Annotated in this window: 22 protein-coding genes and 1 tRNA gene; 9 read left to right on the forward strand and 14 right to left on the reverse strand. The window is 46.0% G+C overall.

The genetic code is table 11. The features are described 5' to 3' along the window. Nucleotides 1–30 precede the first annotated feature (30 nt). The 3 genes from A3K86_RS18150 to A3K86_RS18160 all read left to right on the forward strand — a co-directional run bounded on the left by A3K86_RS18150 (nucleotide 31) and on the right by A3K86_RS18160 (nucleotide 4,216). Nucleotides 31–972: a glycyl-radical enzyme activating protein gene (locus A3K86_RS18150; protein ID WP_068334647.1), complete on the forward strand. Its 942-nt coding sequence runs from the start codon at nucleotides 31–33 to the stop codon at nucleotides 970–972. 2 nt (nucleotides 973–974) lie between these two features. Then, entirely contained in the window at nucleotides 975–3,398 is a 2,424-nt protein-coding gene (locus tag A3K86_RS18155) for a formate C-acetyltransferase/glycerol dehydratase family glycyl radical enzyme (RefSeq protein ID WP_068334650.1), read from the forward strand. A gap of 77 nt (nucleotides 3,399–3,475) precedes the next feature. Continuing rightward, on the forward strand, nucleotides 3,476–4,216 hold the full coding sequence (locus A3K86_RS18160) for a DeoR/GlpR family DNA-binding transcription regulator (protein ID WP_068334653.1): 741 nt from the start codon (nucleotides 3,476–3,478) through the stop codon (nucleotides 4,214–4,216). 138 nt (nucleotides 4,217–4,354) lie between these two features. On the opposite strand, the gene A3K86_RS18165 is transcribed toward A3K86_RS18160, so the two are convergent. The 6 genes from A3K86_RS18165 to gshA form a co-directional block, all read right to left on the reverse strand. Next, entirely contained in the window at nucleotides 4,355–5,374 is a 1,020-nt protein-coding gene (locus A3K86_RS18165) for a linear amide C-N hydrolase (RefSeq protein WP_068334656.1), read from the reverse strand. 142 nt (nucleotides 5,375–5,516) lie between these two features. Then, complete coding sequence (gene def / locus A3K86_RS18170; protein ID WP_068334659.1) at nucleotides 5,517–6,026, reverse strand: peptide deformylase; 510 nt, start codon at nucleotides 6,024–6,026, stop codon at nucleotides 5,517–5,519. Nucleotides 6,027–6,206: 180 nt separating this feature from the next. Continuing rightward, entirely contained in the window at nucleotides 6,207–7,730 is a 1,524-nt protein-coding gene (locus tag A3K86_RS18175) for a glutathione synthase (RefSeq protein ID WP_068334662.1), read from the reverse strand. A gap of 43 nt (nucleotides 7,731–7,773) precedes the next feature. Continuing rightward, nucleotides 7,774–9,660, reverse strand: coding sequence for an ABC transporter ATP-binding protein (locus A3K86_RS18180; RefSeq protein ID WP_084406677.1), 1,887 nt, complete (start codon nucleotides 9,658–9,660; stop codon nucleotides 7,774–7,776). After that, the gene (locus A3K86_RS18185; RefSeq protein ID WP_068334664.1) at nucleotides 9,653–11,503 is read right to left on the reverse strand and encodes an ABC transporter ATP-binding protein; all 1,851 of its coding nucleotides are present in this window, start codon (nucleotides 11,501–11,503) and stop codon (nucleotides 9,653–9,655) included. The genes A3K86_RS18180 and A3K86_RS18185 overlap by 8 nt, the downstream gene beginning before the upstream one ends. A 21-nt stretch (nucleotides 11,504–11,524) precedes the next feature. Then, nucleotides 11,525–13,174: a glutamate--cysteine ligase gene (gshA, locus tag A3K86_RS18190; protein ID WP_084406678.1), complete on the reverse strand. Its 1,650-nt coding sequence runs from the start codon at nucleotides 13,172–13,174 to the stop codon at nucleotides 11,525–11,527. Between the two features lie 294 nt (nucleotides 13,175–13,468). On the opposite strand from gshA, the gene A3K86_RS18200 reads away from it, so the two are divergent. Further along, entirely contained in the window at nucleotides 13,469–13,711 is a 243-nt protein-coding gene (locus A3K86_RS18200) for a ParD-like family protein (protein ID WP_068334670.1), read from the forward strand. Nucleotides 13,712–13,721: 10 nt separating this feature from the next. Next, nucleotides 13,722–14,504 (forward strand): type I methionyl aminopeptidase, encoded by a 783-nt coding sequence (map, locus tag A3K86_RS18205; protein WP_068334673.1) that lies wholly within the window; start codon nucleotides 13,722–13,724, stop codon nucleotides 14,502–14,504. 121 nt (nucleotides 14,505–14,625) lie between these two features. On the opposite strand, the gene ptcA is transcribed toward map, so the two are convergent. From ptcA to arcC, 3 genes are all read right to left on the reverse strand, one after another. Then, nucleotides 14,626–15,672, reverse strand: coding sequence for a putrescine carbamoyltransferase (ptcA, locus tag A3K86_RS18210; RefSeq protein WP_068334676.1), 1,047 nt, complete (start codon nucleotides 15,670–15,672; stop codon nucleotides 14,626–14,628). A 386-nt stretch (nucleotides 15,673–16,058) separates the two neighbouring features. Then, nucleotides 16,059–16,670, reverse strand: coding sequence for a TetR/AcrR family transcriptional regulator (locus tag A3K86_RS18215; protein WP_068334680.1), 612 nt, complete (start codon nucleotides 16,668–16,670; stop codon nucleotides 16,059–16,061). 12 nt (nucleotides 16,671–16,682) lie between these two features. After that, the gene (arcC, locus tag A3K86_RS18220) at nucleotides 16,683–17,597 is read right to left on the reverse strand and encodes a carbamate kinase (protein WP_068334684.1); all 915 of its coding nucleotides are present in this window, start codon (nucleotides 17,595–17,597) and stop codon (nucleotides 16,683–16,685) included. A 269-nt stretch (nucleotides 17,598–17,866) separates the two neighbouring features. Between arcC and A3K86_RS18225 the strand changes: the two genes are divergently transcribed. Then, nucleotides 17,867–19,303, forward strand: a complete 1,437-nt coding sequence (locus A3K86_RS18225; protein WP_068334687.1) for an APC family permease — start codon at nucleotides 17,867–17,869, stop codon at nucleotides 19,301–19,303. Between the two features lie 2 nt (nucleotides 19,304–19,305). Beyond that, complete coding sequence (gene aguA, locus A3K86_RS18230; protein ID WP_068334691.1) at nucleotides 19,306–20,397, forward strand: agmatine deiminase; 1,092 nt, start codon at nucleotides 19,306–19,308, stop codon at nucleotides 20,395–20,397. A gap of 85 nt (nucleotides 20,398–20,482) precedes the next feature. On the opposite strand, the gene A3K86_RS18235 is transcribed toward aguA, so the two are convergent. After that, nucleotides 20,483–21,556 (reverse strand): hypothetical protein, encoded by a 1,074-nt coding sequence (locus A3K86_RS18235; RefSeq protein ID WP_068334694.1) that lies wholly within the window; start codon nucleotides 21,554–21,556, stop codon nucleotides 20,483–20,485. 521 nt (nucleotides 21,557–22,077) lie between these two features. Further along, nucleotides 22,078–22,168 (reverse strand) — tRNA-Ser (locus A3K86_RS18240). Between the two features lie 348 nt (nucleotides 22,169–22,516). Here A3K86_RS18240 and A3K86_RS18245 point away from each other — a divergent pair. Next, on the forward strand, nucleotides 22,517–22,714 hold the full coding sequence (locus tag A3K86_RS18245) for a hypothetical protein (RefSeq protein WP_068334697.1): 198 nt from the start codon (nucleotides 22,517–22,519) through the stop codon (nucleotides 22,712–22,714). 103 nt (nucleotides 22,715–22,817) lie between these two features. Here A3K86_RS18245 and A3K86_RS18250 read toward each other — a convergent pair whose 3' ends face one another. After that, nucleotides 22,818–23,498, reverse strand: coding sequence for a CatB-related O-acetyltransferase (locus A3K86_RS18250; RefSeq protein WP_068334701.1), 681 nt, complete (start codon nucleotides 23,496–23,498; stop codon nucleotides 22,818–22,820). A 271-nt stretch (nucleotides 23,499–23,769) separates the two neighbouring features. Between A3K86_RS18250 and A3K86_RS18255 the strand changes: the two genes are divergently transcribed. Then, nucleotides 23,770–24,468 (forward strand): HAD-IA family hydrolase, encoded by a 699-nt coding sequence (locus A3K86_RS18255; RefSeq protein ID WP_068334704.1) that lies wholly within the window; start codon nucleotides 23,770–23,772, stop codon nucleotides 24,466–24,468. A 5-nt stretch (nucleotides 24,469–24,473) separates the two neighbouring features. Here the strand turns inward: A3K86_RS18255 and A3K86_RS18260 are convergent, their stop codons facing one another. After that, a complete protein-coding gene (locus A3K86_RS18260; protein WP_232322027.1) occupies nucleotides 24,474–25,928 on the reverse strand; it encodes a tetratricopeptide repeat protein in 1,455 nt (484 codons plus the stop codon). A gap of 128 nt (nucleotides 25,929–26,056) precedes the next feature. Further along, the gene (locus A3K86_RS18265; RefSeq protein ID WP_068334707.1) at nucleotides 26,057–26,281 is read right to left on the reverse strand and encodes a transcriptional regulator; all 225 of its coding nucleotides are present in this window, start codon (nucleotides 26,279–26,281) and stop codon (nucleotides 26,057–26,059) included. Nucleotides 26,282–26,634: the final 353 nt, after the last annotated feature.

Raw genomic sequence — 26,634 nt, forward strand, 5'->3', positions numbered from 1 at the left:
GCGGTAGCACAGACCAAGAGGCAAGCAGAGATGTATTTCAATATCCAAAGATTCTCTACCCATGATGGCGATGGCATTCGTTCCATTCTTTTTCTTAAAGGATGCAGCTTGTCTTGCCCATGGTGCCAAAACCCAGAAAGTCGCAGCGAAAAGCATTCACTGTTGTTTGATCAGCGAAGCTGCATGGAAGGCTGCCAGCTTTGCGTTTCTGCATATCAAACCACAACTCAATCCATAGCGGGTAGCGAAACGGTGGGTGATGGTATTCAACGCATCGACAACCAGCTCATCATCAATCGCAAGGCAATTAAAGAAGACCAATTGATCGCGCTACGAAACGTCTGTCCTACGCAAGCACTGACCGTCTGCGGTGAAGAGGCGAAATCAGACATGCTGTTCGACACCTTGATGAAAGACAAACCTTTCTATGACCAAAGCCAAGGTGGTGTGACCTTCTCCGGTGGTGAGCCTCTCATGCAAGCGGATTTAGTGGCCGAACTCGCGCAGCGTCTGCATGACCACCAAGTCTCGACTGCTATTGAATCGTGCATGCATGTGCCATGGAAGAACGTCGAAAAAGCCGCGCCGCATATCGATTGTTGGTTGGCGGATTTAAAACACACCGATGAAGAAAAGTTTCTTAGTTGGGCGAAAGGTTCACTAAAACGCATCAAAGACAATTTCCGAAAACTGGCACCTATCGCGAAACGCATTGTGATTCGCGTTCCCGTTGTGCCGGGGTTCAATGACACCATCGAAGAGTTGAAAGACATCATCGATTTTGCGGCCTCACTAGAAAGCTGCCAAGAACTTCACTTGCTGCCGTACCACACGCTCGGCATCAATAAATACCGTTTGCTCGATATGCCTTACGAGTGTTCTGACAAGCCATTAAACAAACCAGAACTGCTAGAAAGCGCCATGCAATACGCAAGCGAAAACACCCAACTTAACGTGATTGTAAGAGGTTAACTATGGACCTGAACACCCTTCCTGAGCGTATCAAAGCGCACAAATCGGCACTGGTAAACATTGTAACGCCACCTGTCTGTACCGAGCGTGCAGAGGCATACACTCGTGCTTATCAAGCAAACGAAGACAAACCTGTAATTGTCCAACGTGCGCTAGCACTGCAAGAGCACTTACGCACTCGTACGATTTGGATTAAGCACGATGAGTTAATCGTCGGTAACCAAGCGAGCAAAGTGCGCGCTGCGCCTATTTTCCCGGAATATACAGTCCGTTGGATTGAAGCGGAAATTGATGGACTAGCCGACCGTCCGGGTGCAGGCTTTGCGGTCACCGAAGAAGATAAGCAAAGCATCCACAGCATCACACCGTACTGGCGCGGTAAAACGGTTCAAGATCGTTGTTATGGCTTGTTTACCGATGAGCAGCAAGAAATCTTAGCCAGCACCATCATTAAAGCTGAAGGCAACATGACTTCGGGTGACGCGCACCTAGCGGTGGATAACGAGAAAATCTTGAAGCTAGGCATGAACGGTTTGCTAGAGGATGTTCGTCAGCACCGCGTAAACAATGATGTTTCGACCTTTGAAGGCTTGAAGAAAGAGCAGTTCTACAAATCGGTCGAAATCGTGTTGCTTGCCATTAAAGATCACATGGTGAGCTACGCTGAATTAGCAGCAAAAATGGCGCTTGAAGAGACGCGCCCGCTGCGCAAAGCTGAGTTAGAAAGCATTGCGGCAAACTGTCGTCATGTGGCGAGTGATGCGCCAGAAAACTTCTGGCAAGCACTGCAATTGAGCTACTTCGTTCAATTGATGCTACAAATCGAATCGAACGGTCACTCGGTTTCTTTCGGTCGTATGGACCAATTCCTCAACGAATTTTATGTTCGTGATATCGAAAACGGCACAATTGAGAAAGACTTCGCATTAGAGTTGCTACAAAGCTGCTGGTTGAAGCTGCTTGAAGTAAACAAGATTCGCTCTGGTGCGCACTCGAAAGCATCGGCAGGTTCTCCGCTGTATCAAAACGTGTGTATCGGCGGTCAGAAGTTGAATGAAAAGGGTGAGCCTGAAGACGCAGTGAATCCACTTTCTTGGGCGATTCTGGAATCTTGTGGTCAGTTACGTTCGACGCAACCTAACTTGAGTGTGCGTTACCATGAGGGGTTAAACCAAGAATTCCTGATGGGCTGTGTTGAAGTGATTAAATGTGGCTTCGGTATGCCTGCGTTTAACAACGATGAGATTGTCATTCCTGAATTCATCAAACTTGGCGTAGAGAAAGAAGACGCGTACAACTACGCATCTATCGGTTGTATCGAGACGGCGGTTCCGGGCAAATGGGGTTACCGTTGTACGGGCATGAGCTTCATTAACTTCGCCCGTATTCTGCTCGCTTCATTGAACGAAGGTGTGGATGCAACAACGGGTAAAGCTTTCCTGCCACACGATAAGTCATTAGCAAAGGGCAACTTTGAGAACTTTGAACAAGTGACGGCGTCTTGGGCAGAGCAAATCCGCTACTACACCCGTAAATCGATTGAGATTGATACAGTAGTCGACAGCGTACTTGAACAGCAAGCTCAAGACATCTTCTGTTCAACGCTGGTAGATGACTGTTTAGCTCGCGGTAAAACCGTGAAAGAAGGTGGCGCGAAATACGACTGGGTATCAGGCTTGCAAGTCGGTATCGCCAACTTGGGGAACAGCCTAGCAGCCATCAAGCACCTTGTTTTCGATGACGCACAAATCACTCAACCAGAGCTTGCAAAAGCATTGGCAGAAGATTTCGACGGCATGGAGAACGAGCAGCTTCGCCAACGTCTTATCAACTTTGCACCAAAATACGGTAACGATGATGATGCAGTAGATCAACTACTGGCAGACGCGTACCAAGTGTACATTGATGAGCTAGAGCAGTTCGTTAATACGCGTCATGATCGTGGTCCAATTGGTGGCGGTTACTACGCAGGCACATCAAGTATTTCGGCAAACGTCCCATTCGGCGCTTCAACCATGGCAACGCCAGACGGCCGCAAAGCGAAAACGCCATTGGCAGAAGGTGCAAGCCCATCGTCTGGCTCAGACCGTTTAGGCCCAACAGCTGTGTACAACTCGGTCGGTAAGATCCAAGCGAATAAGATCCTTGGTGGCGTGCTGCTTAACCAGAAGTTAAGCCCGGCAGCGGTTGAGTCTGAAGGGGATAAGCTCAAGCTTTCTATGTTAATTCGTACCTTCTTCAATCATCACAAAGGTTGGCACGTGCAGTACAATATCGTCTCTCGTGAGACCTTGTTGGCTGCGAAGAAAAACCCAGAGCAATATCGTGATCTTGTTGTGCGAGTTGCAGGCTACTCAGCCTTCTTCACCGCGCTATCACCAGATGCGCAAGACGACATTATTGCGCGCACTGAGCATGAGTTATAACTGAAGCTTCACTTGAGTTTCAAATGAAAGGAAGAGGCACTATAATAGTGCCTCTTCCTGTATTTAGAGCCCGCAAGATGAATCCTAGACAAAACGAAATTCTACAATTAGTGAATGACAGAAAACGCATTCAAGTCACTGAACTTGTTGAAATTATCGGGGTGTCAGGAGTGACAATCCGCCAAGATCTTACTTACCTTGAACAAGAAGGATATTTAAAACGCGTACACGGCGCGGCAACCACACTTCAAATTGATGATATCGACAGTCGTTTAGAAGTTCGTTTTGATATTAAGCAAGCACTCGCGAATAAAGCCGCTGATTTAGTGGCTCCGAATGAAACCGTGCTCATTGAAGGTGGTAGCGCCAACGCCCTGCTTGCGAGAACACTCGCAGAACGCGGTGACGTTACTATCATCACACCATCGGCTTACATTGCTCACCTGATCCGCAATACCTCAGCAAACATCATCTTGCTTGGCGGTGTATATCAACCTCAAGGTGAGAGCTTAGTTGGGCCATTGACCAAACTATGCATTGAAAATATTCATTTCAGCACCGCATTTTTAGGTATTGATGGCTTCCACCAAGATACAGGTTTCACCAGCCGCGACATGATGCGAGCAGACATCGCATCCACTATTATGGCAAAACGTCGCCGTAATATCATACTGACCGACGCAAGCAAATTTGGGCAAATCTTTCCGTCTACTATCGGGGCGACAAACAATATATCAGTCCTCCTGACTGACGATTCGGCACCTAAAGACGATATCAGCTTCTTAAAAGCACAAGGTGTAACCGTTTATTTCGGCTAGTCATACGCTTAGTAATTGTCAGCACCACAAAAGACTCTGATTTAGAAAAACATAAAGGGTGACTTACACCAATCGGAATAAGTCACTCTATTTATTATTTAAATTAATTGAGCCTCTTTACACCATCATCCTAGGCAATTACTTATCCTGCGGATGAATACCAAGCGTTGTCGGTGCTGCTTTGTTTACATCAAACATGGTGAAGTTGTACGTTTCTGCCGCCCAAGTATCGTAGCGATCAAGTACCCACTCACCTGCGTTGCGGTCTGTGTGAACTGTCCATAATGTTGGGAAAACATCTGGCGTTTCTAGGCTATGGTCAAGCTGCTCGTAACCAGCAAAGGTGCTGTTAGCGACTGCTTTCATTGCGTTTTTCGCCGCAATGTTATCGGTCACGTCACGTGCATACATGTCTGTCATGATTTCTTTAGCACGTAGGCGACGGTCGATTGGGTGAATACTGCCATCTGATTTTTTACCGTTAGCACTAAACTCAAGATGCACGGAAAGCTCAGGGTTGTTGGTTAACGCCTCTCCGTCTTTACCGCGATACACTTTAAGTTCGCCTTGGACGAATTCAACCACAGCAACATCGCCTGTCTTATCAGCAAATTGGTAATGCACTGGCGCCTGCGTACAGTGACCATGGCTGTTTGGTAAGTTACAAATTTCAGCTTCGATGATATCGACTTTTGAGTTTTCGATAGCGTCTAACACCTCTGCGACTGTCGCAAAGTTATCTGCCGCCCAGTTGGGTACTTCTAGAGCTGATACATCTGGTGTGTCTGCCGTGCCTTCAGGGAAAGCGGTGTAATCGCGCCCCAAGTACAGAATACGCGCTTCTAAGCCTGCGTCATTCATCGCCTCGGCAACAATCCCTTTACCCAGTTCAGTTTTCGACTCTGAGAAAGATTTGATTTTGAGCGTTGCGTATTTCGAGGTTGTTGCTTCGGCATTTTTCGTCGCAGCGTAAACACTCTTCACACCTTTACCTGTACCAATCACGGCCGCTTCATCGTGACCAAACCAGTCCATAGAACGTGTCGATAGCGATGCTTCGCCGTTGTGATAAACCGCAGTGGTACAAGCCTGTGCGGTACCTACGATTGCTGTGGTTGCAGTTGCTGCTAAAGCGATTGCTAAGATTGTCTTGTTCATGTCATCTACTCATTTCGTCATCTGAAGTTGGGTAAAGATTAATGCGACAATGAAATAAACAACAACGAGGAGCTGTAAGCCTAGCTTACAGCTAAGAAGAAATAATCGAGGAAAAAGGCAATTGAGATAAACAATACAGCAGCTAGGCTTTAGCCACCGCTTTAAGGTGTTTCTTCACTTTCTTCATCGCCATTTGGCGCTTGAGCGGTGAGAGATAATCAATGAACAAGTTACCTTCAAGATGATCGATTTCATGTTGCATTACAATCGCCAGAAACTCGCTACTCTCAATAGTGATAGGTTGACCTTGACGATCGAGCGCCGACACGGTTACCGAGGTATAACGCTCAACTTCAGCGTAATAATCAGGGATAGATAAACAACCTTCTTGCCCCATGGCTTTATTCTCGCCACTCACCACTTGTGGGTTAATCAGCACCAAAGGCTGATCGCGCGCCTCTGACAAGTCAATCACGACTATCGCCTCACGACGGCCAACTTGCGGCGCGGCTAAGCCAATACCGTTATCTGTGGCATATAAGGTCTCTAACATGTCATCAATAACAGGCTGTGCAGCAGCAATATCAGTGACAGGCTCTGCTTTTAATTTCAGTCTTGGATCTGGGATAGTCAGTATGTCTAAAACAGCCATAACGTCCTTACACTTATTAATCATTACGATGAAAAGACTGTATGAAGGCACGCAAGTTAAGTCGTCGACTTCACACTTCACCTCTCTTACATAGCGCAAAAATACGCTACACATCAAGCAAAAAGCGCAGCCTAAACTGCGCTTTATGAGCTTTGCTTTCTTTTGGCGACTAGAGAGGGATTAATCCACCAGCGTCAGAGAGTCGAGGATCCCTTTGCCACTGTGGATCCCACCTTCGTTCTCGCTTGCGGGTTTACTGCGGATCAAATACCCCGCATAGCCATTAAACTCGGTAACGGGCTGACCTTGATAGTGCGCCGTGAACAAACCGATTTCACTCACTAAATCCGTTACCAAACTTTGCTTGCTATCGCGCACCGCAATGGTCGGTTTCTCACGCTCGTGTGGATACAAGCGTTGCATGAGCGCCCATGCGTCGTATTCGGCAGGTTTAAGCTCACTCAGCTTGGCACTAATATCATCCCCAAACACACAGTGACCACCGCCCTCACCTTGGTTTTTCAGTACCCACTCTTGCTTATTGGCTTGTGTATTGAACCACGTGATTGTCTCTGTCGAAATCGGCTTCATGTCAGCCAGCACACTTTTCACCAGCTCCGCTTCCGCCAAGCTCAATCCCCAACGCGCATAATCTGCCGCAGGCATCATGGTCAGGATCATCTGCATCGATTTACTGGTCGCCAATTGTTGGCTAATGGTGGCATTAACCGCCACGCGGTGCTTCTCAATAAACAAACGGGTCTGACTCAAAGTATGGCAACACACAGGTTCGTTTAGTGCAGGGGCGTAATAGTCCATGTACTGATAGCCTGCGCGTAAGTAAACCACATCAATCGCGCCCACGCCATCCAACATCAGACGTTGATTGTCGCCACTCGAGAGCTGAGTACTAAGCTGCTCAAAGGTGCGACGAACGGTGCGAATGCCACGCTGCTGTAACGCCACTTCTAATAAGTGCTGATCGTAAACATTGTCTTCGTTGTTTTGCACCACCATTAAGAATGTCGGCTTGTGATTCACCGCTTGAGTGCTATTTTCACCTTGAATGCTAGTTGCACCTTGAGTACTAGTTATACCTTGAATGCAAGCAAACTCAGCGTTGATCTTATTCGCGGCAGTGGCGATGCCGAGCGCGAGCTGCTCCATACCAATATTATCGGCAGGTGTAGCATTTTCATCTTCCAACCACTCGCGGTATATCGCTCCCCACTGATTGGACATAAACTGATGTAGCTCGGTCGCTCGCTGACCGAAAGGTCCCATCCCTGCTGCGATACCATTAAACTCAATCACTTTAGCGCCATGCTGGCGATCATCCATGAAATCGGTGCGCATCAATAACAAAGGTTGGCGTGCTGGTAGACGGCGGCTCTCTTGCTCACCATGCGCTTGCTGATGGAGCGCCATCAAGCTGCCAAAAAACGGATCGGCTTTTGCCATATCGCGCAATGAAGATTGCAGAAAATCATGATCTTCTGAAACCGCACTGATCAACTTAGCGATCAGTGGCGTGACCTTTAACAAATGCTGATACACAGGGCGCTCCATTGTCGTCGGTGCAATACTAAACGGACAATGCCGAGCCGTATTATCAGCCTGACGAAACGCCACACCATGCATGATTGCCCACTCACAGGCATCTTCAATCACTTGATTAGAAACAAAAGGTTGTTGGTTGTTCATTCGCTAATGCTCTTTAATTCTCTATTCTGAGTATCTCAATGCGTTACATGGATACATTCGCGGTGCTTTCCGCCAAGCCAAGTGCACTGTTTTGATGTTCGTTTTCTTCTTGCGCCTTTTGCGCTAAATACAGGTCGCGATAATCCCCTTGCAAGGCAATCAACTGCTCATGCGTACCGCTCTGTACCACTTTGCCTTTATTCATCACCAAGATTTGATCGGCATGTTGAATAGTTGATAAACGGTGTGCCACGGTGATCACTGTACGTCCATCTTGAACACGCGCTAAAGCATCTTTCACCGCCTCTTCGGTGTCACTATCGATATTGGCAGTCGCTTCGTCCAATAAGAAAATTTTAGGATCATGAGAAATAGCACGCGCTAACGCCAGTAACTGACGCTCACCTACCGACAGCGACGCGCCACCATTGCCCGGTTGATGTTCATAGCCATTCGGAAGACGCTGAATGAACTTATGAGCACGCACTTTTTCAGCCGCCTGCATCGCTTGTTCTCTGCTTTGTTGTGAATCGCTATTCTCAGCTTGTGACAAGCTGATATTGTCTAACACGCTACCGCTGAAAATCGTTGGATCTTGCGATACCAAACCAAACAATTGGCGCAACTGACCATCAGGAATGGCTTGAATAGGCTGACCACCCACCAAGATCTCACCTTGCTGATGCTGATAAAAACGCATCAACAAGTTAATCACCGAGCTTTTCCCGCTGCCTGTGTGACCCACAATCGCGGTGAACTTGCCCCCTTTGGCAGTAAAGCTCACGTCTTTGAGGACAGGTTTATCAGCCTCGTACCCCATGGTGACATTACGAAACTCAATATCATGAGGTTCGGCTACAGGCGCAAAAGGTTGCGCATATTGCGGACGTTCGGATTCATCATCCAATAACTCGAAAATACGCTTGGACGATACTGTCGCCACCTGCAATTTACGCAGCTCCATCGACAGTTGACGAAACGGGTCAAAGAAACGCTCGATATAATTCAGGAACGCATACAAGGTACCCACTTCGACCACACCTGTTGCGATCTGAGGTTGATTTAAAGAAACACCCGCAAACCAAGCAACAATGCCAACCGCGGTTAAACTTGATACCAAGCGAGTTAACGGCAACAGCATTAAGCTGTCGATCGCGATCGAGCGAGTACGGAATTGAAACCAGGCTTGGTTTTCCTGTTCAAACTTACGCTGAAATGCTTTTTGCTGACGGAACGCTTGGATCAACGCCATACCTTGAAGTGATTCGTTGATCTGCCCGTTAATATTACTGATTTGAGTACGAATACCATCAAACACTGGCATCGATACTTTGCGATACAAGTGCATGATAAACAGCAAGATCGGGATCAATACCAAGCTCAATAGCATCAAGTGCCAATCAAGGAGGGCTATCGCAATAAAGATCGCGCTAATGCGCAAACTCCCCTGAATAATGGTAGGAAATGTCGACACAAACATATCGCGCAGAGACTCAGTATCGTTGGTGATATACGACACCAATTTCCCCGCAGGCAACTTATCAAAGGTACTGATCGGAAAATGCAGTACATGACTAAACAGCTGCCTGCGCACATCATTAACCACCAGCAAAGCGCTGTGTCGAAAGGTCACGGCTTGCAAATAGCTAAATAGCGCCGACACTAAGTAGAACAGCATCACCAACCCAGTTAAACCCGCGAGGTGCTGCCATTCAAATTGCTGCGGCACAATCACTTCATCAAGGATCACTTTTGCCAACCATGGGATCGCCATCTCAGCGCTCACCGCAATAGCAAGCATCACAAATGCCAACCCAAAACGAAGCTTATGCGGCAATGAATAGCGTAATAAACGACGATACAAAGACGTCTGTTGCTGTGGTTGAGACTGCTGTTGTTTGGAAGAGTGAGCGTGCGTTGAATTAGGCATACACCTCTCCTTGTTGTTCATTCGTTTGAGTTGTTGTTTTAGGTGTTGCACTCATATCCTGAGTATCGCTCGGCTTAGGATCCAAATTGTTACCTAGCTGGCTCTGACGCTGGTACACCATGGCATACCAACCTTGGGCTGCGACTAACTCGTGATGCGAGCCTCGCTCTTCAACCTGCCCATCATTGAGCACCAAGATATGATCCGCTTCGATGAGGTTGGTTAATCGCTGCGTCACTAGCAGCATGGTTTTATGGCTGTAATGCGCTTTCAGGTTCTGGCGCACAGCCACTTCGGTTTTCATATCAAGTGCACTAAATGGGTCATCCAACAGCAAAATATCGGCATCCGATAACAGAGCACGTGCCAGTGTTAAACGCTGACGCTGACCGCCCGACAAGTTAGTCCCACCCTCGCGAAGTTCGGTCTCAAAACCATCTGGCATGGCTTCAATTTCATCGAGAATCCCTGCCATCTTTGCGACATGTTTGATTTCAGCAAGCGTCGCATCTGGTTTAGCTAACGCAATGTTGTCGGCTGTAGAGCCTGAGAACAAAAACGGCTTTTGTGGCACCCATGCAACTTTTCGACGCAGCGAATCAAACGTCAGGCTCTCAATGGGATAACCACCAATGCTGATAGTTGAGCTCGATTTAAGTTGGAACTGGCGCAACGCTAGCTGCAACAAGGTACTTTTGCCGCCCCCTGTTGGACCTGTGATCCCCACTAAACCCCCCGCAGGTAGTTCGAACTGAATATCTTCTAATACGCGGCGTGGCGCATGGCCTGATTCGGAGTTATCACCTTGATAGCTAAAGGCTTTAATATTAAAGCTCATATTAGCCACCGCATCCGATGGCAAAGCAACCTCACCTTCTTTAACTTCACTTTGCTCGGCAAACAGCCCTTCTAAACGGCGCCACGAAGTGCTGCCACGCTGAAACACATTAAACTGCCAACCAAATTGCAAAAACGGCCCCAGCAACTGACCAAGATACAAAGTAAAAGTGGTAAACAAGCCAACACTAATAGCACCTTGGCCTATCAGCCATGCGCCGTAACCCAGTGACATCACAAACGATAATCCGTAAACCAACTGAATTGTTGGCGCGAAAGCGGCATCTACTTTAGCTACCGCTAAGTTAGCACCTAAGGTGTCATCAAGCGTTTTGCCAAAACGCGTTTCTTGGCGTTGACCAATACCGTGAGAGCGTACTGCGCGAATGCCTGAAACCGTCTCGCGGGTTTCTTCCGTTAGGTTGGAGAACATGGCTTGTGCTTGTCCAAACGCCTGATGCAACTTGGTGCCATAAATGCGCGTTATCAGCACCAAGAGTGGAAATGGGAGTAATGCCACGGCGGTAAGTTCACCGCTGACGACAAAAATCATCCCGAAGATCACGGTAAAGCCAGCAATCAAAGAATCCACCAGCGTCATGATCCCCATGCCCGTCGCTTCTTCGACGGCATTGATATCATTGGTGGCGTGCGCCATTAAATCCCCGGTACTACGACGGGCATAAAAGGCAGGCGACAACGATGCAAACTTAGCGAACAAGTCACGACGAAGCACACGCGTAATGCCAATCGCCGCCCCATACAATTTGCTTTGCCACACATAGCGTAAGCCGTACATCGCCAGCGCTGAAAACGCGATACCGGCTAAATGCATCAATAACGAATCTAGCGTTAAGGTATTAGCACTGATGCTATCGACAATGCGACCAATCAACCACGAAGGTACGAGGTTAAGTAACGCGACCAATTGCAGCACCACAATGGCAATCAGGTACTGTCGGGCAAACATTTTTATGTAGCCCCTTAATTTCCAAAGAATATTCATAACTTTCGCTGTTGGTTATTGCTAAATCTCACAGTCACACTGTAAGTTGTTCTTCTGTTTGAGAAATTCATCAAAGCTCATTTCTTGTTGCGCTTCCCTTTGGGCTTGAGCAACCAATGACTCTTGCGCCAAATCGACCAATTTCTGTTGTGCAACAGGATCAAGACCAGACTCACGGTGCTGCGTAGTATGCTGCTCAGATAACGCATGGATCAGAGCGTTATGGCCAAGCTGATGCTTTTTCATATCCGCTAATAGCTTCGCCGATGGGGTGAGTTCGCTGTTGTTAAACTTGGCTCGTTCACGCTCGATAGCAGCAAAGTAACTTTGATTGCTGATAGCGCTAACGTGTTTATCGTGTTGGATGTCATTGTGTTGATCAAACCCTGCCGCCAACGTCCCCATTGCATCCAATAACTGATGACCCAGTTCCGCAAGCAACACATCTCCATCTAACGTTGGCAACATTAAATCTGGCTGCCGCCCTTGGGTCGCCACCAACTCTTGTCGTGCCATGAGCAACTGGCGTTCCTGCTCGTCAATTTCAGGGCTGGGCGCAAGGGCACAATACGTTAAGAACAGATCCAAAAACTGGCTTTGTGCCTCATTAATCCCAAGCGGTAGATACGGGTTGTTATCGAGACTGCGCAGCTCAATGTACTCCACCCCGTGATGGCACATCGCCATTAACGGGCGTAACTCAGCACTCACAATTTTTGGTCGAACCGAACCATAAAGCTCATTTTCCAACTGCAATACCGAGGCATTCAATTGCTGCTCATGGTCAAAATGGGTATAGCGCTCGCTTGGCTTCGTCAGTACACGATATAAGTCGGTTAAATACGCTTTTTGATTATTAAAACTCAACGGGTAAGCCGACTGTTCACTACTGCTGTAACCCAAATTACTAACACGCAATGACGTTGCCCACGGCAGATAATAGGTATCGGTATCCCACTGGGTAAGATTATGTTCGCGCCCCTGCAAATAGCTTTTATCTAACGCAGGCGTCGCGCCAAACAAATACGGGATCACCCAGCCATGACGTAAGACATTACGGATCAAATGAAAGTATCGCTCTGAGATAAACGCCGCTAAGTTAGACTCTTCAACATCCACGCCCGTCTGCTGTTGATACAACAATTGCCACACCGTATTCGGCAACGAGAAATTGTAGTGAATACCAGAGATTAGCTGCATCCGTTTGCCATAGCGGTTAGCCAAACCTTCGCGATAGCGTACTTTTAAGCGACCCGCATTAGACTTCCCATAATCAGCAATCCTAATGTCGTGCTCAGCAGGCAGTACAGGCGGCATACTCGCTGCCCATAGGGTTTCATCACTCGCAATATTACGCGCTACAAACTGGTGCAACTCAGTTAAGGTCGAAAATGTTGCTTGGCGATCGGTCAGTGCTGGCGTCACGAGCTCTAATTGCGCTTCAGCAAAATCCGTCGTGATATACGGGTGGGTCAACGCCGCGCCTAACCTTGTTGGGTGAGCGGTTGTGGTTAATTCGCCTTGTGGTGATGTACGTACCAACTCCCGTTCAATACCTCGTCGAATCCCAGCTAACGCAGCTTGGGTTATTTTTGGATCCTGTCGTTGGGACTCATTTAATTGCGACTCTCTTACCGCTAAACCACGGCTCGTCAATAGTAGTTCACTCATGTTATCTGCTGCTCTTATCCATGCTGAGTTTGTCAGCATGCAAAAATCACTGAATACAGATAAAGACGAATCAGAACCGAAAAAGACGACGAAAAATCACAATTTTTTTCGATTTTTTATCTACGTCATTAAAATAATTTATTTTTCATTGGTTTACGCAATTTTATTTGTACTAGCCTGACACGTATTCGGCTAAGCGCCACCCGTCACCAGAGTGAGCTAATATCGCAACGCTTGACTCATCACACACATCAAATACAATCCATATACGTTTTGTATATGAAAGATATAAAGATGGGTATTGTTAAGATTTCGGAGCAACTTCATGAAGAGATCCGAAAAGCCAGCTCTGTGATGTCACGCTCGATCAACTCGCAAGCTGAATTTTGGATCAAAATCGGCATGCTGGCAGAACTTCACCCTCAGCATACTTTTAACCAAATTGTCTCTGAACTCATGAAGTCGGCAGACGTTTCAATCACCAGCGTTGCTACAGCATCGAGTGAAAACGACGCGCCTAGCGAAAAAAAGGCATAAGGAGAAAGTCATGGCCGCAAATATTCATATCAAAAATGAAGCGGAAATCGCGCTCATGCGCAACGCAGGTCAATTGCTGGCTGAAGTGTTCCATATGCTTGATGACTTTGTGAAACCCGGTCTATCGACCATGGAGATCAACGATAAAGTGGAAGACTTTATCGTGAATGAACTCAAAGCGCGTCCTGCCAGCAAAGGGCAATACGATTACCAATTTGTGCTCAATTCATCGATCAACGAAGTCGTTTGTCACGGTGTGCCAAAAGCCACTCAGTTTTTGAAAAGCAGCGACATCATCAACCTTGATATCACACTGGAAAAAGACGGCTTTATTGCTGATTCCAGCAAAATGTATGTAATGCCTGATGCAACACCAGTAGCCAAGAAGCTGGTGAAAACGACCTATCAAGCGATGTGGGAAGGGATCAAGCAAGTTAAGCCAGGCGCACGCTTAGGCGATATCGGTCATGCGATCCAAAAGTACGCCGAATCTCACGGCTACAGTGTGGTGCGTGAATATTGTGGTCATGGTATCGGTCGCGAAATGCACGAAGACCCACAAGTATTGCACTTTGGGCTGCCAAACCGAGGCTTACAGTTAAAAGAAGGCATGGTGTTCACTATCGAGCCGATGATCAACCAAGGCTCGTACAAACTGAAAACCAAAAAAGACGGCTGGACAGTCGTCACCCGCGATAAAAAGCTGTCTGCTCAATCCGAGCACACCATTGTCGTTACAAGCACAGGCTATGAAGTATTAACCCTGCGCCAAGAAGAATCGCTGCCGCAATAATAAATCACCCAAAGTAGCCACATAAAAAACCACCACTCAAACACTGAGTGGTGGCAAAAAAGTAAGAGGTTACATCTCGATGAGTAATGTGGGCGTAGCACTCACTACGCCCAATATTGCTTTATAGTGCGTTAAGGAAAGAGGCAATTTTGTCTTGGTGCATTTGTACGGTTTGCTCTGTTGGCAATTTCATGTCTTTGTGAGTGAAGTACACCAACAAGGCCATTTGCGCAGTCAGACGGTTTTCTGCCTCATCGAAAATCACAGAAGTATCCGATTCCATGACTTCACGGGTACATTCACGTTGGTCGTTTGCAGGCAAACAGTGCATGAACATTGCGTTTGGACCCGCTTTATCCATCATCTCTTGTGTTACTACATACTCTGGAATGAAGGTTGATAGACGGATTTCTTTTTCGTCTTCTTGACCGAACCAGTAGAAGCTATCTGCCACAATGATGTCACAGCCTTCGACTTCATCTGTGTTATCAGTGATCACCAGTTTACCGCCTGATGTTTCGCAATTATCTAATGCAATATCAACCCATTTTTGTGGCGCTTTGAAACGCTCCGGACAAATGTGTTTGAAGGTCATACCGAACTTGGTACAAGCAAACATCAGTGAAGAAGCAACATTGGTCGCATCACCTACGAAGGCTACAGTGAGATCGCTCAGTGATTTACCTTCAGGTAGGTGCTCTTGCATTGTAAACAAGTCAGCCATGATTTGCGTTGGGTGTAACCAATCACACAAACCATTGATAACTGGTACGCTTGCGTGTTCAGCTAGGCCTGCAACAGTATCGTGGTGGTCAACACGCGCCATAATGACATCAACCATACGAGACAGCACGCGACCTGTATCCTCTAGCGATTCTTTGGCACCTAGGTGAATGTCTTTTGGAGATAGGAACAATGCATGTCCACCAAGGATAGTAGCTGCCGTTTCAAACGAAACGCGAGTACGCGTTGATGGTTGCTCGAAAATCATCGCTACCGATTTACCTTTGAACAACTGAGGAACCGCATTATCACGACGAGCTTGTTTAAGCATCGCCATCAAATCTAGAATTTCAGTTAACTCTTGTTTAGTGAAATCTTGAGTTTTTAGAAAATGACGAAGATTTGCTTTATGTAGGTCAGTTGCACTTGAAGATGGAAGTTTCATAGTCAGATCCTTTTTCTACGCGGTGATTTATTTTGGCAATTTGCCGTGTTTGTTTTGATGCGTTCAGTATCTGAAATATCGGCGTTGAGATCTTAAATTAGAATCACTAATCGGTGGCTACTTTTAGAATAGAAAAAATTGTATGAAGAACATCAAAATAAAAACGTGTCTTTAGTTAATATTTTCGATATTTGATTTTAATACTCACGCCAAGCAATAAAATACTAGCCAACTGTATTATTAATACCGAAGGTGATTAGTCTTATCAGTCAGAAATATAAAGACTTACCGAACTTTCATACATATAAGAACCAAACAAAAAAAGCCCCCAACCGGGAGCTTTTTAATCCTATTAACTTTATAAATCTAAGCTAATAAAAACAGGCTTACATTGCATGTGCAGGTGGTAAATTACGCGGTAAATACGCGCCTAAATAAGCTTCTGTGAGCACAATAGCTTCACGTGCCATTTCAGGAGCAATATCCCCATCTTCACGGTAATTCATTGAGTAGACTTTATCTGCCACTTGCAACGCAATCGCAAAGATATTGACGTCAGCAGGCAGTTCTGGCAAAGCAAAATGACGACGGTATATTGCCTCAACTTTTTGCCCTAATAGCTGATCGTTATTGGCATCGGCTTGACGAACAGACGTGTAGGTATGTTGCCCTAACAGAGTATGCTGTACCAAAGGCGTACTGCGATAATAGTCGACAAAACCTTGCTCTATCATCCGATTAATATCAGACCAATGATGCACTTGCTCATCATCCACCGCATTTTCGAGCACACTCGTGAAATCTTTGAAGATATCGTTCATCAATTCACAAATCAGTGCTTCGATATTGGGGTAGTGATGGTAAACGGTAGAAGCGGCAATGGCGGCTTCTTTGGCGACATCATATATAGAAATCGAGTTCACGTTCCGTTGTGATGCCAGCCGTATTGCGGCGCTGTGTATCCGTTCTAATCGCTGTTCTGTCGACTCTTTTTTCATCGCTCTGTCTACCTATAGGTGAATGTGCGTACCCGAATCTCTTGCCATTATCTGCGCAGCTTTATGCAATGAACCGATATGGCCAGTCCCTGAGGTTTGTTTCGCAAATTCACAACATGCATCCACTTTTGGTGCCATAGAACCCGCAGCAAAAGTGTACTGAGAAATTGCTTCTACACTAATATCATGCAGTGGTTTTTCTGTTGGTTTACCCCAATCAACACAAACATAATCGCCATCAGTGAGGATCAAGAAATGTTCCGCATTCAGTTGCTTAGCTAGTGTTGCTGCGGATAAATCTTTATCAATCACTGCTTCAACACCACGCAGTCCTGCTTCGCTTTCAATCACTGGGCAACCGCCACCGCCGCAACATATTACCGTATGATCGCTATCCAAAAGCGTGCGGATACTATCAATTTCAAGGATTCGTTGTGGTTGAGGTGACGGTACTACCCGACGGTAATATTCCCCATCAGGCTTAATGTGCCATGCATATTGATGCGCTTTCTGCTCTGCGGTTTCTTTATCGTAAACAGGGCCAATAAACTTATTTGGATCAGCAAAAGCAGGATCCTGCTCATCAACGGCAATCTGAGTTAAGAGAGTGCTTATATTACTTTGCGGCATGTATTTTTTCATTGCCTGCGCCATCATGTAGCCGATCATACCCTGAGTTTCAGCACCTAATACATCCATTGGGTAAGGCGGAGCATCGGCATAAGCGAGGTTTTGTAACGCCAGTAATCCAACCTGCGGTCCGTTACCGTGCACGATAACAACACGGTAGTCTTCATTGAGTTGCGCCAATGCTTTTGCTGCAACATCTATATTTTTCGCTTGGTTTTCGTAACTCATTAGCTCGCCACGTTGCAGTAGTGCATTGCCGCCAACAGCTACAACAAGAATTGGCTTATGGGTACTCATTGTTATCACCTACATTGATTTTATGTGAAATGGTGACACTTAAATTAGCGCTATTGATATTTCAGCTAGTTTGATCGGAATCAATTTTCTCGCCTGATGAAGTTTCTCCTAGTTTATTTCTGTTGATGCTCACGAATTAACCAGCCATTTAAAGCGGTCACCCGATAAGTGATTCTAATAACAAGAAGTCATCAATGAGAATCTTATTATTATCCGTGAAAAAGAAATGGCTCAGGAAATAAGTAAAATTCTTCACGGAGATATATATTATGGATACCAAACCTTCTGGTGGGAAAATGGGGGTCGGCAGTCTGGCGTTATTTAGTCTGTGTGCCGTCATTGTGGTTGATACCTTAACTGCGTCCGCTTCAATTGGGGTCAGCGCCATTGGATGGTGGCTGGTAACTTTAATCGTTTTTGTAATACCTTACGGATTAATTACTTCTGAACTTGGTACCACTTATCCTGGTGATGGTGGTATTTACGACTGGGTAAAAAAAGCCTTTGGTTATCGTTGGGCAGTACGTACAACGTGGTTTTATTGGATTAACGTTGGGCTATGGATGCCTGCGGTTTACATTATGTTTGCTGGCATGTTTGCCGAACTCTTCTTTCCAGATCTTTCCTTATTCTGGCAAATCGCAATTTGTATCATCCTAACTTGGCTCACTATTTGGATCTGTAACGTATCGGTTGATGTTGGTGTATGGGTTACCAACATTGGTGCGGTACTGAAAGTGACAGTAATTGGCGTACTGGGTGTGGGTGGCTTTATATACGCCGCTAAACACGGTGTTGCCAACGAGTTTTCAGTATCAGCCATGATGCCTAGTTTAGACACTGGGGTCGCTTTCCTACCCGCTTTGGTCTTTAACCTTATGGGGTTTGAGTTGGTCGCGACCATGACCAAAGAAATGAAAGACGTGCGTGACATGCCGAAATCAGTGTTCCTTGCCGCAGGCATCACCGCGTTCCTGTATGTGTTCGGTACTGTCGGTATTTTAATGGCCTTGCCTGTGCAAGATATCGGCTTAGTTGCAGGGATCATCGATACCCTACGTAAACTGTTTGGTGACTCGGCATTTGGCTCATTCATGGTTTATGCCATTGGCACTATGGCACTGCTCACCTTTATCGGCAACATGGTGACTTGGACTATGGGCGCTAGCCGTGCGGCAGCTGAAGCGGCAGGCGAAGGCGAGCTACCTGAAGTAGTCGGTAAACTTTCAGAAAAATACGACACCCCAATCGGGGCAAATAACATCACCGGGATCCTATCTACCATTGTTATCTTGGCTTACGCGTTATTTGCCCAAAGCAGCGATGAGTTGTTCTGGTCGGTATTTGCGTTCTCTAGCTGTATTTTCCTACTGCCTTATCTGTTCATGTTCCCTTCTTTCTTGAAATTGCGCATCAGCGATCCAGATACACCGCGTCCATTCCGTGTACCTGGCAACATGACGGTGCAATGGGGTCTGAGCATCATCTGTTTTCTGGTTATCGCCCAAGCCGTTGTGCTTTTCATCTTCCCAGATCTACTGACATTAACCGTCGACTGGGTATACAGCGCACCAGTACTTATCGGGGTGATCATCACTGTGTTGGTTGGTGAATACCTGCTGAAACAAGCCATCGAACGCAAAACTGAACCGGAGTCTTCAATCGATTTATCCAACCTTTCTGACAACATGAAAAAGGAAGCCTAATTATGAGCAAACGAGTAAATTCCACCCCATTCACAGATGGGTTCAGAATGCCGGGTGAGCATGAGCCACAGGACGCGGTATGGATGGCATGGCCAGAGCGTTGTGATAACTGGCGCTACGGTGGTAAACCAGCGCAGGCAACCTTTGTTGAAGTCGCAAAAGCGATTTCAAAGACAACACCTGTAACCATGACGGTCAGTGCGCAGCAATTTGAAAATGCACGTACTATGTTGCCAGACAACATTCGCTTGGTAGAGATGAGCAGCGACGATTCATGGATGCGTGATATCGGTCCATCTTACGTCATTAATAGTGACGGTGAACGTCGTGGGGTGGATTGGCACTTCAATGCATGGGGTGGATTGGTTGACGGTCTGTATTTCCCTTGGGACAAAGACGATGCTGTAGCCCAAAAAGTGTGTGAAATGAACCAAGATGCGAGCTACCGTGCGCCAATCGTGCTTGAAGGTGGATCAATTCATGTTGACGGTGAAGGTACGCTTTACACCACTGAAGAGTGTTTATTACACCCAAGCCGCAACCCAGATCTCAGCCGCGAGCAACTTGAGCAAGTGCTGCATGATTACCTGGCTGTTGAAAAAGTTATTTGGATCCCAAGTGGTTTATATAACGATGAAACCAACGGACACGTTGATAATTTGATCCACGTTGTGCGTCCGGGTGAAGTCGTTCTTACTTGGTGTGAAGACCCACAAGATCCGCAGTACGCACTATCACGTAAAGCCTTAGATGCACTAGAAACCCAAACTGATGCCAAAGGTCGTCAAATCAAGGTACATAAAATCCCAATGCCAGGGCCTTTATATATCTCTGAGAGCGAAGCAAACGGCGTTGATGCCTCTGACGGTATGGAGCGTGAAGCAGGTGAACGCCTTGCAGGCTCATACGCCAACTACCTGATCACAAATGATCAAATTGTTTATCCATTGCTGGATAAAAATCACGATGCCGAAATGGAGTCGATCTTAAACGAGTTATATCCAGGCTACATGGTAACCGGGGTAGATGCGCGAGAAATTCTACTCGGTGGCGGTAATATTCACTGTATTACCCAACAAGTACCTGCCGTTTAAACATCTTTGTTTTACGACACGCGAAAAAAAACCGCTGAACCAATCAGCGGTTTTTCTTATTTATTACGCAATGTAACGTGCATCGTTATTGTGTCGCCACAGTATTCGTAAACGCCGCTTTATCATCGATACTGTCATAACTGACTCCATACGGCTTCATCACATGATCAAAAGCCGCCTCAAACAGTGATGTACCCGGCTCAGATTGAGGCGCAATATGATCATCAAAGCTACCGCGAATAATCATCCCCTGCCAACGAGTTGGACCAGAGCCATAGGTCGCCGCATGACCAGAGCACGATGTTGATTTTTCATCAATCGGCGCCAACATTTCTCCGTTATCAAGCGCAGTTTGGTGCACCGCTTTACAGCTCTGCTCAATCTGGTTGATCACCTTAAACACTTGCCAAAAATCTTGAATCGAAGCACCTTGAGACTTCAAGTAACGCAACACACGGTTATAAGCCCCATACTCAGAGCTACCATCTTTAAGTCTCAACATCACCGCCTGTTGCAAACCATCATGCGTCACTTGCGTTGGCGTCATGCCCACTTGAGCGATAAACGCATTCAGCTGCTCATTACTCGCCATTTCATTGGTCGATAGTGCCGTGGCTACCGCTTCGGCATACCAAGTATGGGCAAAATTTAAGCCTGTAGGGCCAATTAGACGAGCTTGATAAGTATGCTTAATCTCGTGCTTCACTAACTTTTCAAGCTCAGTACCAGCGCGTTGAGGGCCAATCACAAAGCCTAGCTCGTTTCCTGCCCCGTTTTTTCCTTCCTTGGCTAACACACAAACCTCAAGAGGATGAGCATAATCAATGCTAAGATCTGCCCAGCTATTCCAACTGTACGCCTTGAGATCGGTATTAAAGGTATGTTGAGCAATCCGCGCGATTTCCTGCATTTTGGCATCACTAACATTACCCTTAGCGCCAACAATAAAATGATCAGTTCGAAATTTCGCTTTGGTATCAAAGCAGTGACCATGCTGATCTAACGCGCTGTTATCGTTTTCTACCTTGATATGACTATATAACTGACTCGGTTCAGCACTATTGCTACTACCACTATCGCCACTCTCTGCGCCACCACAGCCATAAAGCCCAAATACTGACACAAGGCATAGCCCTGTCACTGCTACACTCGAACGCATAATCATCCTTATTATTTGATTATTATTATGCCAACACCATTCGCCACTGTGCCATTAGCGGTTTATCACCTTGATGACAGTGTTATGGACTTCTTAACTCGCTTTCTAAATCAGCTAATTAATAGAATTAGTATTAACGCGATGCATTGTAAGCAAGCAGAAAAATGACACTGTGATTCGCATCAAGCTAGTCAGGTTTAAATGTGGATTTTCAAGCAACAGAAAGATGAGAGTTTGTTGAGGCTTTGGATATGGCGGATTTGTTCAAACCTGATTTCTCAAAACTCAAATGCAAAAAAGGCGCTGATAAATCAGCGCCTTTCTTAAATGTGGCGGAGAGATAGGGATTTACTGCTCGCAAGCTCGCGCCCTGCGGGCTATTGCCTTTTCGCGCCTTCGGCACGGGCAATGTGTTTTCGCTTCGCTCAGGTGAACCCTACTCTAGGGTTCGGCACCCTATCTCATCATTTCCCATGTTACAGATGTAAAAAAGCCAGCAATTAAGCTGGCTCTTTTGAATGTGGCGGAGAGATAGGGATTTGAACCCTAGATACGCTACAAACGTATGCCGGTTTTCAAGACCGGTGCTTTCAACCACTCAGCCATCTCTCCGTAGTGCGGCGAATAATACGCAGTTCCCGAAAACCTGTAAACCCCTCAATTGTCTAAGTGGCCGCAATTTAAACAAAAATAGCGAATTAATTTGATTATCAGCTTAAATGGAAGATTTTAAATGCCTGCGGTTGCACTAGAGAGCAAAAAAGAGACAAAAATCACAGTGTTTTCTATAGTGAGGAATGATCGAGACTACGCGGATTTTTGCTTGAGAGCCATTACTTTCAGCTTTATTTATAACATTTTTGCTGCTGCTCACAGACCTGATTATCTTGTCTTATATCTGTCATATTCCTTTGATAAACATATCAGCGATGTCGATGCATACGTCTTTAGGAGGAAATTGTGTCTATCAATTCTATCAATCATGCAGAAATGTCCGATGTCTCTTCAAAGTGGGATTTCAAAGATGAGACAGCTTCAAACTTAACGGATAACAAGAAACAACAAGCAGAAGCTCGCCGTAAAATTGAAATGATGCGTGAGATCCGCGAAAGTGGATTAACGCTGGAAGAAGCACGCGATTTAGGTCTATTACACTGAACGCTTAGCTACACCCCAATCAATTAGGGGCGTTTAATACTCACGCCCCTAATAGTGCCACCATGTCGGAGTCATGAACCGACAACTAGCGAAACATTTAGGATCATTCACTATCGCTCATAGCTTGATTCCACGATAAGAAGCGCTGATGCAAGCTGGCAATATCGTTACTACAAATCAAATCCATATTGTCTTGCAGACGGCTTAGCGGCCAGTGCCACCACTGCATGTCGAGCAGCATGGTAATTTCATCATCGCTAAAACGCTTCTTTACGCTGTGTCCTGGATTACCTACCACAATGGAATAGGGTTCAACATCTTTGGTCACCACAGCACGAGCACCAATCACTGCGCCATCGCCAATGTTTACACCGGGCATAATCACACATTCAGTGCCAAGCCAAACGTCATTACCAATCACAGTGTCGCCTGCACGCTTAAAGCCAGACTTTACCTTATCGCCAAAGACTTTGTAATCAAACGGAAACGCTGATACCCAATCGTGTCGGTGGCCTTGGTTACCCGCCAGCATAATCGTGACACCGGATGCGATAGAGCAAAATTTACCGATTTTAAGGCGATCGATATCGGTAAACATCCCCGACTCCCACACCTCTCGACTCGGTTTATCGCCCATCAAGTAGCGCACACAGCACTCTTCAAATTGCTTTTCATGGTAGTACCCAGAGTAATAGCTGTATTCGCCGACTTCGATGTTAGGGTTAGTAATATGGTGCCGGATCTCGTGCCCGCTCAACCATGTAGGGAAAATTGGCGCTGTCATATTGTTATCCTTTTATTATTTTTTACCACTGCTGCGCTCAGCCTGAGTAGAAGTTCCATCTTGTTCGAACCAGAACATTCTTACGGTCACTGCCAATGCCGCCCCTTGCTGAGACAGGTTAAGTATAGGTTGTCGTTATCTAGCTCTCATTTATTAACGCAATTAGTTCGTCAATTATGATAAAGATAACAAAAGCATCTCGACGCTATTGTTGTTCAACACGAGTCGTACTATCCCTATACCTCAAGAGCGACAACACAGGAGATCAGCGATGAAAGAATTAGCCAACGTGGAGTGCATCATTTTTGATTGCGATGGCACACTGGTCGATAGTGAAAAGCTCAATCAACAAGCCTTGAGTGAAACATTTGCCCATTATGGTGTGCAGCTAAACGCGGATAATCATTGGCAGCATTTTCAGGGGGGTAAGATGACGGATATCTTGGCTGACACTCGGGATCGCTACAATTTACTCGTCACCGTCGACGAGCTAGAACCGCGTTATCGCGAAGCTTGCCAACGCTTGTACCTTCAAGGGGTTGAACCTGTCGCAGGTGTGCCTGAGTTATTGGATAAACTTAGCACTCAAGGTTATGAGCTATGTATTGCCTCAAATGCCCCCAGCAATAAGATCACCGAACTGCTCAACCTCACAGGGCTGAGCGATTACTTCCAAGGTCGTGTCTTTAGTGGGTTTGATACTAACAGCTGGAAGCCAGACCCAGATTTGCTGCACTATGCTGCGATGCTAATGGGCGTGCCATTAGAGAAGTGTGTATTTGTAGATGATACGGTGCGCGGAGTACAGGCAGGCATTAATGCGCACATTCCCACTTTCCATTTACAAGCTAACCCGAGTGCGCAGAAGTTTGAACACCCAGATGTCGTGGCGCTGCATAGCATGCCAGAGCTGTTAGCTTATCTCAGTCCATCTCACAGCCAAGTTAACACTTGCTGTGAAGGAGCTTAATGCTTCTAGCTCATGACTCCCGATGAGCGTTCACCATTCGATGATTGAACGCTCTCTTCAAGGCTATTATTCATTGAGTCCCACGACGTAGACCAATTCATAGTCTGATACTGCTGAGATGACTTAGGGCTCTTTTCTTGATTCTCTCGGCTCGCATCATCCAAAGGCTCACTCAATACCTGTGTATTTTGCTCCGCACCATCAAAAGTCATTGCTACACCTTCCACACTTGTCTCAAATTCGGCTTGTGATGGCGTTGATACCGCGATTGGCGAAGTAGCCGACTCAGCCTGATAGCCTGCTGATGATACTGGCGATACAGGTTTCGCATATATTGAAACGTGCTCGACAGCTGGCTCTTGCTGCGCGTTTTCAAACATGAACTCTTCACCATCAAGTAATAGATCATCGTGAGCTAAACGGCGTAGGTCATCCTCGGTAGGACGATAGCCTTTACGGTTATACACTTTGTCGATGAGTTTGATAACGCTATGCTCTGGGATCACATCTTGCGCCATCTGACGATAGATGGTTTTTGTAAGGCGCTGCACATCAAGAATAGAGGTAATCCCTACCACTTGTACCACATCATCACGCTCTTTTTTCGCCTCTTTCAAGCCACCCGCATACGCCAGCGATAACCAAATATAAGCAATCGCGGCATCATTAGCCGTCAGACCTAAATGCATTTTGGCTGCAAGGTATTGCGCCTCGCTATTACCTTGCTCTGCGGCACGCTCTAACCAATACAATGCTTTGGTTTTGTCTTTAATCACCCCTAAGCCGGTTTGATAACAGAACGCCAATTTTAAAAAGGCTTTTGCATCATGATTGATAGCGGCACGCAATCGCCAGCGAAATGCTTCCTGAGGATTATTCTGCGTAGCCATTTCAGACACATACCAATCGCCTAAAAAAAGTTGGGCAGGTACGAAATCAAGCCGAGCGGCTGCGAGAATATTTTCGACTCCGCTATCAAAATTGATATCGGTGCCGTAACCACGAAGTTGGTAGCGACCTAGATCAAACAAAGCTTGCTGATCTCGGCGTTTGGCTTTGATGAAAGCTTCCCAATATTTTGAGCGAGCTTCGCCGTGAGGGTCCTCAGGATCGAGTTTACATAATCGCGCCAACGCATGTTGGGCAATTTCATTGTCTTGTTCAGCCGCTTTTTGATACCAGCGAACTGCCAGCGAAACATTATTAGTCTCACACTCCTTCGCTAGCGAGAGCAAACTAGGAATATGACCCGTTTGTGCTTTAAACACTTTATCTTCATGTTCAGCAGCCTTGGCTTTTTCCAATACCAACTGATACTTCTCTGCCTTACTGACTTGCTCGCGTTGCTCTTGTTCTTTGCGACGCGCCGCCTTGAAATAACGGTGAATTAGCCATGCTAGGGGCACAGTCAAGCCTGCCGCACCAACGGCAATGGTAGAAAGTTGATCCCATGAAAACAAAGCAAGCCCCTTTTTCTGCAAACAGAAGCGGTATGATACCGCTATTTTTGCTTATTTTTGCAAAAAAATTGGGGTTAGCTCTTATTAATGTTGCTTTATTGACAATTTAGTCGATAAGTCGAACTAAATTAACGCTTTGGCAGCATCAATATCGACTTTATTTGCTGAAGCTTATTGCTTTGTTCACTACGGATCACTTCGATAATATTCAATAATGCCGTAGTTTGTGCTGAAGGCGATTTACCACCTTCTAAATACTGATAGTTACGCAAGGTCATGCGTAGCTTTTCACTCATTTCTAGCTGTGTACAGCCAAGCTCTTCACGAAGTACTTTTACGTTAGATTTTGTCATTGTCTTGTCTATCAATTCGCCAATTCCACTGGCTATCCCCAACATCTTTCAGCCAATGACCTATGGTTTAAGCGAAAAAAAACCAGCCCAGTTGGGCTGGTAAGCAAAATACTTATGGTAAGTAATTCAATAATACACTTGAACCAAAATAGGATTTTCATGAAAAAGACAGTTAGCTTACTAAGCAACTGTGACGTCGAACATAATATCAACATTCAGTTTGATGTCAAATGAAAACACATTTCCTAACATTTATTTTCAAGTCATCATTTATGTGCTGTTCAATCAAACAGCTTAGAGCAAGTAATTTCAAGCTTGATAAGTGAAGATCATACCATCAACACTGCAAAATA

This window comes from Photobacterium jeanii (assembly GCF_001650345.1).
GTDB classification, from domain to species: Bacteria; Pseudomonadota; Gammaproteobacteria; order Enterobacterales; family Vibrionaceae; genus Photobacterium; species Photobacterium jeanii.

Bases quoted from the DNA above. Each gene is read 5' to 3' on its own strand.
- A3K86_RS18150 (WP_068334647.1), top strand. From the start codon at position 31: ATGTATTTCAATATCCAAAGATTCTCTACCCATGATGGCGATGGCATT.
- A3K86_RS18155 (WP_068334650.1), top strand. From the start codon at position 975: ATGGACCTGAACACCCTTCCTGAGCGTATCAAAGCGCACAAATCGGCA.
- A3K86_RS18160 (WP_068334653.1), top strand. From the start codon at position 3,476: ATGAATCCTAGACAAAACGAAATTCTACAATTAGTGAATGACAGAAAA.
- A3K86_RS18165 (WP_068334656.1), bottom strand. From the start codon at position 5,374: ATGAACAAGACAATCTTAGCAATCGCTTTAGCAGCAACTGCAACCACA.
- def (WP_068334659.1), bottom strand. From the start codon at position 6,026: ATGGCTGTTTTAGACATACTGACTATCCCAGATCCAAGACTGAAATTA.
- A3K86_RS18175 (WP_068334662.1), bottom strand. From the start codon at position 7,730: ATGAACAACCAACAACCTTTTGTTTCTAATCAAGTGATTGAAGATGCC.
- A3K86_RS18180 (WP_084406677.1), bottom strand. From the start codon at position 9,660: ATGCCTAATTCAACGCACGCTCACTCTTCCAAACAACAGCAGTCTCAA.
- A3K86_RS18185 (WP_068334664.1), bottom strand. From the start codon at position 11,503: ATGAATATTCTTTGGAAATTAAGGGGCTACATAAAAATGTTTGCCCGA.
- gshA (WP_084406678.1), bottom strand. From the start codon at position 13,174: ATGAGTGAACTACTATTGACGAGCCGTGGTTTAGCGGTAAGAGAGTCG.
- A3K86_RS18200 (WP_068334670.1), top strand. From the start codon at position 13,469: ATGGGTATTGTTAAGATTTCGGAGCAACTTCATGAAGAGATCCGAAAA.
- map (WP_068334673.1), top strand. From the start codon at position 13,722: ATGGCCGCAAATATTCATATCAAAAATGAAGCGGAAATCGCGCTCATG.
- ptcA (WP_068334676.1), bottom strand. From the start codon at position 15,672: ATGAAACTTCCATCTTCAAGTGCAACTGACCTACATAAAGCAAATCTT.
- A3K86_RS18215 (WP_068334680.1), bottom strand. From the start codon at position 16,670: ATGAAAAAAGAGTCGACAGAACAGCGATTAGAACGGATACACAGCGCC.
- arcC (WP_068334684.1), bottom strand. From the start codon at position 17,597: ATGAGTACCCATAAGCCAATTCTTGTTGTAGCTGTTGGCGGCAATGCA.
- A3K86_RS18225 (WP_068334687.1), top strand. From the start codon at position 17,867: ATGGATACCAAACCTTCTGGTGGGAAAATGGGGGTCGGCAGTCTGGCG.
- aguA (WP_068334691.1), top strand. From the start codon at position 19,306: ATGAGCAAACGAGTAAATTCCACCCCATTCACAGATGGGTTCAGAATG.
- A3K86_RS18235 (WP_068334694.1), bottom strand. From the start codon at position 21,556: ATGCGTTCGAGTGTAGCAGTGACAGGGCTATGCCTTGTGTCAGTATTT.
- A3K86_RS18250 (WP_068334701.1), bottom strand. From the start codon at position 23,498: ATGACAGCGCCAATTTTCCCTACATGGTTGAGCGGGCACGAGATCCGG.
- A3K86_RS18255 (WP_068334704.1), top strand. From the start codon at position 23,770: ATGAAAGAATTAGCCAACGTGGAGTGCATCATTTTTGATTGCGATGGC.
- A3K86_RS18265 (WP_068334707.1), bottom strand. From the start codon at position 26,281: ATGACAAAATCTAACGTAAAAGTACTTCGTGAAGAGCTTGGCTGTACA.